Here is an 11,868-nt window from a genome sequence, read left to right as displayed (position 1 = left end):
GGACGACACCGGTCAGCGGCCCGCCACGCCGTTCTCCCAGGCCCAGGCCGCGATCTCCACGCGGTTGCGCAGCCCGAGCTTCGCCTGGACGGCCGCGACATGACCCTTCACGGTGCTGAGCGAGATGAACATCTCCGCGCCGATCTCCAGGTTGGTCCGCCCGAGCGCGATCGCCCGGACCACCTCGGTCTCACGCTCGGACAGCGGCCGGACGGCGGAGGCGCCGCCCGGCCCGCTCCTCGGCCGGGACTCGCCGGTCAGATGCCGCAGCAGCCGCACCCCGACCGACGGCGAGACCAGCGCGTCGCCCGCGTGCGCCGCCCGGACCGCCTCGACGAGCAGCGCCGGGCCGGCGTCCTTCAGGATGAAGCCGACGGCGCCGCCGCGGAGCGCCCCGTAGACGTACTCGTCGACGTCGAACGTCGTGACGACGACCACCCGGAGCGGGTCGGCGACGTCGGGCCCGGCGAGCGTGCGGGTCACCTCCATGCCGTCCATGCGGGGCATGCGGATGTCGACGAGGCAGACGTCCGGCCGCAGCCGGCGGGCCAGCGCGACCGCCTCGACGCCGTCGGACGCCTCCGCGACGACCTCGAGGTCGGGCTGGTCCTCCAGGATGGTCCGCAGGCCGCCGCGGACCATGGGCTGGTCGTCGGCGAGGAGAACGCGGATGGTCATCGGGGCTCCTCCGCGGCCAGGGGGAGCGTGGCGGAGATGGACCAGCCGGCGCCCGGCCGCGGGCCGGCCCGCAGGGTGCCGCCGAGGGACACCACGCGTTCGCGCATGCCGATCAGGCCGTAGCCGCTCCCGGTGTCGAGGGCGCGGGCGCCCGCGTGCGGAGCGTCGTCGGACACCTCGACGGTCAGGCCGTCCGGGACCCGGCGCACGTCGACGGTCACCGTCCGGGCCTGCGGCGCGTGCCGCGTGATGTTCGTCAGCGACTCCTGGACCACCCGGTAGACGGCGGCGGTCACCTCCGTGGGCCACGCGGGCCCGTCGTCGGGCAGCCGCAGGCGTACCTCCGGGCCGCGGTCCCCGAACCGGCTGACGAGGGCGCTGAGCGACTCGGGGCCGGGAGCGGCGGGGGACGCGTCGTCGGCGTCGCGCAGCAGGCCGACGACGCGGCGGAGCGACGTGAGCGCCTCCGACCCGGCCGCCTCGATGCCCGCCAGCGACTCCGCGACCCGCGCCGCCTCGCCCGGACCCCTGGCGGCCACTATCTGTGCGGCCTGCGCCTGGACCACCATGCCGGTGATGTGGTGCGCGACGACGTCGTGCAGCTCGCGCGCCACCGCGAGGCGCTCGTCGCGGCGCACGCGCTCGACCGCCGCCTCGCGCCGGGCGACGAGGAGTCGGCCGCCGAGACCCGCGGCGACGGCGGCGAGCCAGGTCGCGGCGCTCACCGTCGGGATGACCGTCGCCTCGGGCACGAACGGGACGGCCGCGAGCCACGACCCGAGAACGACCACCAGGCCGCCTCCGGCCACGACGGCGGCCCGCCGCGTGGGGAGCGTGCGGATCGCCGACGCGACCAGCACCGCGAGGGCGAGGGAGACAGCCGGCGCGGGTTCCGCGGGAAGGTCGGCGAGCCACGCCACGACGACGGACACCGCCGCCACGCCCAGCCCGGCGAGCGCCGTGCCGAACCGGTCTCGGCGGCGCAGCAGGGCCAGCGCGGCGACGATCGTTCCCGCGATCAGGCCGGGTACCCAGGAGAGGCCGCCCCAGCTCGCCGCCAGGGCCGCGGCCGTGAACAGCAGGGCAGCGGCGAGCGTCAGGCCGATGAGGAGATCCCCGGCGGCCCTGGCCAGGGCCGTCCCCTGTCCGATGGTGTGCACGCGGTTCAGGCTACGAGGGTCGACGCCGGGTGGCGCTCGCCGGCGTCGTCGGTGATGCGCAGCGGCGGGCGGCGGAGCCACGTGGCCCAGCGCCAGCCCCACTCCAGGGGGCCGTACCGGAACCGGCGGAGCCAGAGGGTGGAGAACAGCCACTGGGCGACGAGCACGGTGCCCGCGATGACCAGCACCGTCTTCGACGACCAGCGTTCCGGGTGCCCGACGACGTGGGCGACGCCGAGCACCAGCACGGTGGCGGTCAGGTAGTTGGTGAGGGCCATCTTCCCCAGAGGCGCGAACACGGCGCGCAGCGCACGGCTGGCGGGGGTGCGCAGCAGCACCAGCAGTGCGCAGACGTACATGCCGGCGAGCAGGACCCCGGCAACCTGGAGGACGATCCGGTAGCCCAGGAGGTCGGTGTCGCCGACGCGCTCGAACGAGGCCTGGGCCCAGACGGCGGGCACGGCGGCCGCCGCCAGGACCAGCGCCAGGACGGCCGGGACGCGGGTCGAGCTCTCGACGCGCCGGGTCACGCCGTACCGGGTCAGCGCAGAGCCGAGCAGGAAGAGGCCGGGGACCAGGGCGTAGGGCCCGCCCGCCAGCAGGATCGCAGCGACCAGGCAGATGACGGCGAGACCGGCGACGGCCCAGCGGGGGAACCACGTGGACGGCAGCAGCACGAGCAGCCCGACGACGGCGTAGACCGTGAGGATGTCGCCCGGCCAGAGCAGGAGCAGGTGTGCCAGGCCGAGGGCGAGCAGCACGAGGAGCCGGCGCAGCAGGACCAGGCGTGGCCGTGCGACGCGGTCGGCCGCCGACTCGACGAGCAGCGAGAACCCGACGCCGAAGAGCAGGGAGAAGATCGGGAAGAAGCGCTGGTCGACGAGCAGGTGCAGCCAGTCGACCTGTCCCGCCCCGGAGGCGGCGAGCGCGGTCGTCACCGGTGCGTCGGTGGCGACCGCGGCGCTGATCGGGACGACGTTGGCGACGAGGATCCCGCACAGCGCGAACCCGCGGAGCACGTCGAGGGCGACGAGACGAGCTCGGGCGGGGGGCGAGTCGGCAGAGGTAGGAGGCATGTCCTCATGCTCGGCTCGGGCGCTCCCGCTCCGGTACCGACCAAAAGTACCTTTCCACGCACCCCGTTGGCCGAGCCTGTCGGGACCTGGTGAGGTCTCGACAAGCTCGACCAACGGAGAGACAAGCTCGACCAGCGAAGGGGGCTACTCGCTGCGGAGGGCCTCCGGCCGGGTCAGGCGCCACAGCAGCGGCAGGCCCGCCGCCGTCGTCAGGAGCACCACGATTGCGGCCGCCCCGGACGTCACGCCCACGCCCACCCAGTCGAACGTGAGCGGGGCGTCGACCGCCGTCTGCAACGCCAGGGCCAGGCCCGAACCGGTCGCGACGGCCAGCGTCAGCCCGAGCAGCACGGGGATGGCCACCTGGAAGAGCACGGAACCACCGAGGGTCCGACGCCGCGTGCCGAACGCGACGAGCACCGCGAGCAGCCGGCGCCGTTCCCGGAGCTGCTCGACGACGTTGACCAGCATGCTCGCCCCGATCAGCGCGAGCAGCGCCACCGTCCCGACCAGCAGCGACTGCCGCACGCCGCCCAGGACGGACGCGATGCGCTCCTGCTCGATGGGCGAGGCGTACGCGGCCGGGTCCACCTGTGCGGCCGCCGTGCGCATGTGGTCCAGGGCGTCCGGTACGGCGGGATCGAGCGCGACGTACGCGGTCACCGACTCCGGATCGGGCCGGATCCCCTCCAGGGCTCCGGGCGTCACCAGGATCCGCGCGGGCATCCCGCCCATCGCGTTGACGCCGCCGTCCGGCGGGTCTACCACCTCGGCCGACGCCGGGAGCGTCCACCGCGCGCCGTCGCTCCCCTCGGGACCGAGCAGGTAGGTGCTGCCGGGTGCCGGGGCGGTCGCGCCCTCCGGCAGGACGACGAACACGTCGCCGTCGGCGCAGGAACCCAGCCGGGCCTCCTGCGCCAGCACCTCGCACGTGCCGGACTCGACGAGCGTCTCGTCGTCGCCGAGGGGTGCGGCCGACGCATCGTCCGACGTCGTCCCGTCCGACGCCGCATCGTCCGCCGTCCCCGCCCACGTCGAGGTCAGCTCCCCGACCGCCGTCACGCCCTCGGCCCCGGCCAGCGCACTGGTCCAGGTCCCGGCGGAACGTCCGTCCGGGTCGATGTCCAGCACCGCTGCCTGGAACGTGCTGGTGTCGGCCTGCGACCCGGCGCTGAGCGCCCCGATCGCCCCGACCAGCCCCTGGATCGCGATCAGCCCGGCGACCGAGACGGCGATCCCCGAGACCGCACGCACCGCCGTCCCGCTGTCCAGCTGCAGGCGCCGCACCGCGAGCTCCCACGCGACGCTGCCCCCGCTCAGCCGGTGCACCGTCGCCTCGACCAGCCAGGGCAGCAGCAGCGCGACCCCCGCCAGCACCAGGACCAGCCCGGCCACGACCATCACCTGGCTGCCCAGCGAGCCGTCGAGCCCGCCCAGCAACGGCGTCAGCAGCGCGACGCCCGCGACCGGAAAGAGCAGCCGCCACCAGAACCGCCGTCGGCGCTCGCCGCTGCGCCGGACCACACCCAGCGGCTCGACCAGCACCTGCTTGAGCGCGGAGAGCGTGACCAGCACCGTCGTGACCGGGACGAGCACCACCGTCAGGGCCGCGAGCACCGGGACGGGACGCAGGTCCTCCGGGTAGAAGCTCATGCTCGCCGGCACGGCATGGCCCGCCAGCTGTCCGATCGCGAGGAACAGCAGGGCGCCGACGACCAGCCCGCCCGCGGCGCCCGCGAGGGTCTCGCCGGCGGCGATCCGGCGGGTCATGCCGACGTCGGCCCCGACCAGCCGCAGCGCCGCGAGCCGGCGGTCCCGGCTCTCGCTGCCGAACCGCACCGCCGTGCTGACGAAGATGGCGACCGGGAGCAGCAGCACGACCATGCCCACCAGGACGAGCAGGAGCAGCGCGGGGTCCAGGCCCTCCTCGGGCGACTCGGCCCCGCCGAACGACTGGATGCGGGTCGCCGTCGCGGCGGTCAGCTGGTCGGTGCCCAGGTAGAACCTGAGCTCCTCGGGGCCCGTCAGGCCCTCGTCGCCGATGGTGCCGACCACCCGGTCGCCCCACCGGCCCCGCAGCGCCGCGCCGTCGTCGGAGGCGAGCAGGTCGGCGAGGGCGGGGGAGACCACGAGGTCGCCCGGCGCGAGCTGATCGGTCACGCCCGGGGGGAGCGGGGCACCGTCGTGCTCCGGCTGGACCATCAGCCCGAGGACGGGGTCCTCGCGGTACGTCGACCGGACCTCCTGGACGAGGGCCGACGGCGAGCCGAGGCTCAGCTCCTGATCCGTGTTCACCGAGCGGGCCCCGTCGCGCGCCTCGCGGGCGTCGAGCACCGTGGGGATGCTCGCGGCGATCAGCAGCATCGTCACCCCGAGCCCCACACCGACGGCGATCAGGGCCAGCCGGACCCAGCCCGGCCGTCCGCCGCCGACGCTGAGCCGGATGCCGAGGGTGAGGTCGCCGAGCCGCCTCATCGGACGTACTCCCGTGCCCGCACCCGGCCGTCGCGCACGACCGCCTCGTGGTCGGAGTACGCGGCGACGCGCGCCTCGTGCGTGACCAGCACGACGGCAGCCCCGGTCTCCCGGGCGGCCGCGACGAAGAGCTGCATGACCCGCTCACCGTTCAGGGAGTCGAGGGCGCCCGTCGGCTCGTCGGCGAAGACGACCCTCGGCCTGGTCACGAGGGCGCGGGCGACCGCGACCCGCTGCCCCTGCCCGCCCGAGGCCTGCCCGGGACGCTTGTCCGCGACGTCCGACACCTCGAGCCGCTCCAGCCAGGCCCTCGCGCTGCTCAGGGCCGCGCGCCGGGGTGCGCCACCGAGCCGCAGCGGCAGGGCCACGTTCTCCAGGCAGGTGAGCTCGGGGACGAGCTGGCCGAACTGGAACACGAACCCGAACTCGCTGCGCCGCAGGGCGCTGCGCTCGTCGTCGTGCAGGGCGGTGAGGTCGCGGCCCGCGTAGGTCACGCGGCCGGCGTCCGGGTGGAGGATGCCGGCCAGGCAGTGCAGCAGGGTGGACTTGCCGGACCCGGACGGTCCCATGAGCGCCAGCACCTCCCCGGCGTGCACCTCGACCGATGCGGAGTCCAGTGCGGTGGTGGAACCGAAGCTGAGGTGCAGGTTCTCGGCGGTGAGCAGTGGTTCGGTGGGCATGAGGGGCTCCAGGGTTCGGCGGTCTCGAGGGTTACGCGCGGACCTGCGCGGCGAGCTGCTGCAGGCGCGCGGCGGTGAGCTCGAGCCAGCGCAGGTCGGCCTCGAGGTGGAACAGGGCGTGGTCGCAGATGAGCTGGTCGGCCAGGTCGCCGCCGTCCCTGCGACGCGTGAGCTCCCGCATGAGGCCCAGGTGCGCCGAACGCTGCGTGTCGAGCACGTCCTCGGCGTCGTGGCCCGTGAGCAGCGCGAGCACGACCTTCGTGTAGAGCGTGCTCTGCAGGTAGGGCTCGGGCTTTTCGGGCTTGGCGAGCCAGGCGGCGACGTCGGACACACCGGCGTCCGTGATCGCGTACTTCTTGCGCTCGGGGCCCGCGCCTGGCTCGGACTCGACCTCGACCAGGCCGTTCTTCAGCAGCCTGGCGAGCGTCGAGTAGACCTGGCCGTACGCGAGCTGCCGGTCATGGCCGAAGCGTTCGTCGTAGGAGCGCTTGAGGTCGTACCCGTGCCGCGCCCCACCCTCGAGCAACCCGAGCAACGCATGTCCAATACTCATGGCGAGCACTATACACACCATGTATACATGGTAGGAAGTCTCCGTTGAGTGCTGGATATTCGCCCCGATCGGCGGCTGGAAGGGGCGAATATCCAGCACTCAACGAGGGGCCGGGAGGGGCGGGTAGAGTTGGGCGCTGTTCAGCATCAGACAGGTGTGGTTGTTGCAGCACGTACAGATCGGTGAGTCTCGGTGACCGTCCTTACTTCTGAAACCCGTCCGGTACAGGTCGAGGCGGCCCGACGGCGCAGCATCGCCGTGATCTCGCACCCCGACGCCGGTAAGTCGACGCTGACCGAGGCGCTGGCGCTGCACGCGCACGCCATCGAGGAGGCCGGGGCGGTCCACGGCAAGGGCAACCGCGCGGGCGTCGTGTCCGACTGGCTCGAGATGGAGCAGAAGCGCGGCATCTCGATCACCTCCGCCGCGCTGCAGTTCGCGTACGGCGACGTCGTGATCAACCTGCTGGACACGCCCGGCCACGCCGACTTCTCCGAGGACACCTACCGCGTCCTGACCGCCGTCGACGCCGCGGTCATGCTGCTCGACTCGGCGAAGGGCCTGGAGCCGCAGACGCTCAAGCTGTTCGAGGTCTGCCGACGCCGCGGGGTGCCGGTCATCACGTTCGTCAACAAGTGGGACCGCCCCGGCCGCGAGGCCCTCGAGCTGTGCGACGAGCTCGAGGAGCGCATCAACCTGCGCCCGACACCGCTCACCTGGCCGATCGGCGAGGCCGGCCGGTTCCTCGGGCTGGTCGACCGTGCCAGCGGCGAGGTCCGCACCTACCGCCGCGCCCCGGGCGGCGCGTCGATCGCCGAGGAGAGCGTGCTCACCCCGCAGGCCGCTGCCGAGGCCCTGGGCGACGACCACACCGAGGCCGTCGAGAGCGTGCAGCTCCTGGAGCCCGTCGACCGCGAGTCCTTCCTCGCGGGCACGACGACGCCCATGCTGTTCGGCGCGGCGCTCGCCAACATCGGCGTCCGCCAGCTGCTCGACGCCGTCGTCGACCTCGCGCCCGCGCCGGGCGCGCGTCCCGACGTCAACGACGGGGAGCGCGCGGTCACCCAGCCGTTCAGCGGGTTCGTGTTCAAGATGCAGGCAGGCATGGACCCGAACCACCGCGACCACGTCGCGTTCATCCGCGTGTGCTCGGGCCGGTTCGAGCGCGGCATGGTCGTGACGCACGAGCGCACGGGCCGGCCGTTCGCCACCAAGTACGCCCTGTCGGTCTTCGGCCGCGAGCGGTCGACGGTCGAGGACGCCTACCCCGGCGACGTCGTCGGCCTGGTCAACGCCAGCACGCTCGCCGTCGGCGACACGGTGTTCGACTCCGCCGGGCCGAAGGTGCGCTTCCCGCCGATGCCGGTGTTCGCCCCGGAGCACTTCGCGGCCGCGCGCGTGGCCGACCCGGGCCGCTCCAAGCAGTTCCGCAAGGGCATCTCCCAGCTGGAGCAGGAGGGTGTCGTCCAGGTCCTCGTCTCGGAGGCGCGCGGCGACGGCAACCCGATCCTGGCTGCCGTCGGCCCGCTGCAGTTCGAGGTCGCGTCCTTCCGCATGGAGCACGAGTTCTCCGCGCCGATCCGCATGGAGACGCTGGGGCTCTCGCTCGCCCGCGAGGCCGCGCCGGAACACATCGAGACCATCGCCGGCTACCCGGGCGTCGAGGTGGTGCGCCGCGGCGACGGGACGCCGCTGGTCCTGCTGCGCGACGTCTGGCACGCCCGCGCGTTCGAGCGCGCCCACCCCGACGTGCCGCTCATCCCGCTGGTCGCCAGCGGGGTCTGACGCTCGGTACTCCGGCCAGACACTCCGGCCCGGGAACGCCGGGCCGTGGGGGAGCGAGGGCTACGGTCTTGGCATGACGTCGCCCAGCTCGTCCGAGACCGGCGCTACCGGTCCTGACGTGCCAACCGGTCCCGACCAGCCCTCGACAAGCCAGCCCTCGACGGACCAGCCGGTCCCGCCGCCCGGCGCGCCCGACTCCCCGCGCCCGCCGCGCTGGCTGCCCCGGGCGCTGTTCCTGGCCGTGGTGGCGGTGTTCGTCGCCATCTTCGCGTGGAACGCGATGGGGAAGCTGGAGGGGCTCTTCGTCAACGTGCTCATCGCGGTCTTCATCGCGCTGGCCCTCGAACCGGGCACGGTCTGGCTGGTGCGGCAGGGGTGGCGCCGCGGGCTGGCCGCCGCGGTCACGCTGCTCGGGTCGCTCGTCGTGGTGATCGTCCTGATGGCGCTGTTCGGCAACCTGTTCGTGCAGCAGCTCGTCGAGCTCGCGCAGTCGGTGCCCCGGCTCTACGAGGGCTTGCAGGGCTTCGTCGCCGAGCGCTTCGGCATCGAGATCCCCGAGTCAGAGAACCTGATCCGGCAGGCGTTCAACCGGTTCGGCGAGGACGTCGCGTCCGGGGCGCTGCTGGTGGGGACGACGGTGGTGGGCGGGCTCCTCGCCACCCTGACGATTCTGCTGGTCTCCTACTACCTGCTGGCGGCCGGGCCCCGCTTCCGCGCGGCGGTGTGCGGCTGGCTGACGCCGGCACGGCAGCAGGAGATGCTGCACCTGTGGGAGGTCACCCAGGGCAAGGTGTCCGACTACATCGGCTCCCGCGTGGTGCTGGCGGCGGTATCGACGGTGGTCACCTTCGTGTTCCTCGCGATCCTCCAGACGCCGTACGCCGTACCGCTGGCCGTCTTCGTCGGGGTGGTCTCGCAGTTCGTGCCGACGATCGGTGCCTACCTCGGTGGCGCGCTGCCCACCATGGTGGCGCTGACGGCGCAGGGCTGGCCCCAGGCGCTGGGCGTGCTCGCCTTCGTCATCGGCTACCAGCAGTTCGAGAACCTGTACCTGGCGCCGAAGGTGTCCGCCCGCGCGCTGGAGATGAACGCCGCGGTCAGCCTGCTGGTGGTGCTGGCGTTCGGCGCGGTCTTCGGGGTGCTCGGCGCGTTCCTCGCGCTGCCCGTCGCCGCGACGATCCAGGCCGTGGCGACCACCTACTTCCGGCGGCACGAGCTCGTCGAGTCGCACATGCTGCGGGACCCGGACGGGCTGGGCAAGGCGTGAGGTGCGCCGTCGGCGGATAGGATCGGGTCCGCGCACCTCCGCCTCTGCCTGGAGATCGTCGCCACCTCAGAGCCCGAAGGAACCTTTCTGCGTGTCACTCAGCCCTGCCGACCTACCCGGGTCCTGCCCCGGCGCCCGCCATCGAGGCTGCCGACAGCACCCGTGCGTACGCCGTAGAGGGCGAGCCGCAGTGACCACCACGGGCCACTGACCACAGACCACAGCAGTACCCACAGCGCCGCGCCTGCGGCCTGACCCGGTGAGCTCTGTTCATCCTGGCGGTCGTCCCACGCCACGAGGACCCCGAGCTCATCGGCAGCTAACCTGTTCCGGAGGGACACCATGCATACCGCACCAAGAGACCTCAGCCGCCCGCCCGTCGCACCGTCGCAGGGCCTGCGCATCACGCCGCTCGGCGGCATCGGCGAGATCGGCCGCAACATGACGGTCTTCGAGCACGCGGGCAAGCTGCTCGTCGTCGACTGCGGGGTCCTGTTCCCCGAGGACACCCAGCCCGGCATCGACGTCATCCTGCCCGACTTCACGAGCCTCGAGAGCCGCCTCGACGACATCGAGGCCATCGTGCTCACCCACGGGCACGAGGACCACATCGGCGGCGTGCCGTACCTGCTCAAGCAGCGGCCGGACATCCCCGTCGTCGGCTCGCAGCTCACGCTCGCGTTCCTGTCCGCCAAGCTCACCGAGCACAACATCAAGCCCGTGCTCGTCCACGTCGAGGCCGGCGGCCGGCACGCGGCGGGCCCGTTCGCGCTCGAGTTCATCGCCGTCAACCACTCGATCCCCGACGGTCTCGCCGTCGTGATCCGGACCGCCGCCGGCGTCGTCCTGCACACCGGTGACTTCCGGATGGACCAGTTCCCGCTCGACGGCCGCCTGACGGACCTGCGCGCCTTCGGCCGCCTGGGCGAGGAGGGCCTGGACCTGCTGCTGGTGGACTCCACCAACGCGGAGATCCCCGGCTTCACCATCTCCGAGACCGAGCTGACCCCCGCGATCGACCAGGTCTTCACGACGACGCCGGGGCGCGTCATCGTCTCCAGCTTCGCCAGCCACGTCCACCGCATCCAGCAGGTCCTGGACGCCTCGGACGCCCGCGGCCGCAAGGTCGCGTTCGTCGGCCGGTCCATGGTGCGCAACATGCGCATCGCGCGCGAGCTCGGCTACCTGACCGTCCCGCGCGGCCTCGTGATCGACTACGCCAAGACCCGCAACCTGCCGCCGAACAAGGTCACGCTCATCTGCACCGGCTCCCAGGGCGAGCCCATGGCGGCCCTGGCCCGGATGGCCAACGAGACGCACGAGGTCCGCATCAGCGACGGCGACACCGTCCTGCTCGCCAGCTCCCTGATCCCGGGCAACGAGAGCGCCATCTACGGCATCATCAACAAGCTCACCGACCTGGGCGCGAACGTGGTGCACAAGGGCAACGCCCGGGTCCACGTCTCCGGGCACGCCAGCGCGGGCGAGCTCGTCTACTGCTACAACATCCTGCGCCCGCGCAACGTCATGCCGGTCCACGGCGAGCCCAAGCACCTGCGTGCCAACGGCGCCCTGGCGGAGCGCACCGGCGTTCCCACGGACAACGTCCTGATCGTCCGCGACGGCGTCGTCGTCGACCTGGTCGACGGCGTCGCACGCATCGTCGGCCAGGTCGAGAACGACCTCGTCTACGTCGACGGCCAGACCGTCGGCCACGTCACCGAGGACACCCTCGCCGACCGGCGCAAGCTCAGCGCGGGAGGCGTCCTGACCGTCCTGGCGTTCCTCCGCTCCGGGACCGCCGAGCTCGCCGAACCCCTCGAGTACCTCCACCGGGGTTCCGTGCACGGGCAGGACAGCCTCGACAACGCCTCGCGCGCCGTCGAGAAGGCGCTCGCGGACGCAACGCGGAACAAGACCACCGCGGGCGACCAGCTCGAGGAGATCATCGCGACCACCGTCGCGCGGTCGCTCGCGCGCAGCTCGCGACGGGAACCGGTGGTCATCGCCGTCGTCCTCGACGCGTGACGGCTCGCCCCGGGCGGCCATGGGCCGCTCCGGGGCAGCCGACGGCTCGGCGGGCACGGCGTGGTGTTTCGGCGAGTGCCAGCAGGGCTGAATTTCGTTCGGGTAAGCACCGGGTTTGCGGGCTGTGCTGAACAGTTCAGCTGAGGTGAAATGAGCGGGGCCAGGC

9 protein-coding genes are annotated in these 11,868 nt (G+C 73.0%); 3 read left to right on the top strand and 6 right to left on the bottom strand.

The annotated features are described in order from the left end of the window. Window positions 1-12: 12 nt before the first annotated feature. The 6 genes from ACNYC2_RS20800 to ACNYC2_RS20775 all read right to left on the bottom strand — a co-directional run bounded on the left by ACNYC2_RS20800 (window position 13) and on the right by ACNYC2_RS20775 (window position 6,622). Complete coding sequence (locus ACNYC2_RS20800; RefSeq protein WP_419703622.1) at window positions 13-678, bottom strand: response regulator; 666 nt, start codon at window positions 676-678, stop codon at window positions 13-15. Then, the gene (locus tag ACNYC2_RS20795) at window positions 675-1,838 is read right to left on the bottom strand and encodes a sensor histidine kinase (protein WP_419703621.1); all 1,164 of its coding nucleotides are present in this window, start codon (window positions 1,836-1,838) and stop codon (window positions 675-677) included. Before ACNYC2_RS20795 ends, ACNYC2_RS20800 begins: the two co-directional genes overlap by 4 nt. 5 nt (window positions 1,839-1,843) lie before the next feature. Then, a complete protein-coding gene (locus tag ACNYC2_RS20790; RefSeq protein WP_419703620.1) occupies window positions 1,844-2,914 on the bottom strand; it encodes a DUF418 domain-containing protein in 1,071 nt (356 codons plus the stop codon). 144 nt (window positions 2,915-3,058) lie between these two features. Then, entirely contained in the window at window positions 3,059-5,389 is a 2,331-nt protein-coding gene (locus ACNYC2_RS20785) for an FtsX-like permease family protein (RefSeq protein ID WP_419703619.1), read from the bottom strand. Then, window positions 5,386-6,069, bottom strand: a complete 684-nt coding sequence (locus ACNYC2_RS20780; RefSeq protein ID WP_419703618.1) for an ABC transporter ATP-binding protein — start codon at window positions 6,067-6,069, stop codon at window positions 5,386-5,388. Before ACNYC2_RS20780 ends, ACNYC2_RS20785 begins: the two co-directional genes overlap by 4 nt. A 31-nt stretch (window positions 6,070-6,100) precedes the next feature. Further along, window positions 6,101-6,622: a PadR family transcriptional regulator gene (locus ACNYC2_RS20775; RefSeq protein ID WP_377137758.1), complete on the bottom strand. Its 522-nt coding sequence runs from the start codon at window positions 6,620-6,622 to the stop codon at window positions 6,101-6,103. 192 nt (window positions 6,623-6,814) lie between these two features. On the opposite strand from ACNYC2_RS20775, the gene ACNYC2_RS20770 reads away from it, so the two are divergent. The 3 genes from ACNYC2_RS20770 to ACNYC2_RS20760 all read left to right on the top strand — a co-directional run bounded on the left by ACNYC2_RS20770 (window position 6,815) and on the right by ACNYC2_RS20760 (window position 11,702). Beyond that, window positions 6,815-8,407, top strand: a complete 1,593-nt coding sequence (locus ACNYC2_RS20770; protein ID WP_419703617.1) for a peptide chain release factor 3 — start codon at window positions 6,815-6,817, stop codon at window positions 8,405-8,407. A gap of 73 nt (window positions 8,408-8,480) precedes the next feature. After that, a complete protein-coding gene (locus ACNYC2_RS20765; protein ID WP_419703616.1) occupies window positions 8,481-9,674 on the top strand; it encodes an AI-2E family transporter in 1,194 nt (397 codons plus the stop codon). Window positions 9,675-10,016: 342 nt separating this feature from the next. Beyond that, window positions 10,017-11,702, top strand: coding sequence for a ribonuclease J (locus ACNYC2_RS20760; protein WP_419703615.1), 1,686 nt, complete (start codon window positions 10,017-10,019; stop codon window positions 11,700-11,702). Window positions 11,703-11,868: the final 166 nt, after the last annotated feature.

This window comes from Promicromonospora sp. NFX87, assembly GCF_048564965.1.
Taxonomy (GTDB): domain Bacteria; phylum Actinomycetota; class Actinomycetes; order Actinomycetales; family Cellulomonadaceae; genus Promicromonospora.
This window is presented reverse-complemented; position numbering and strand designations above follow the sequence as displayed.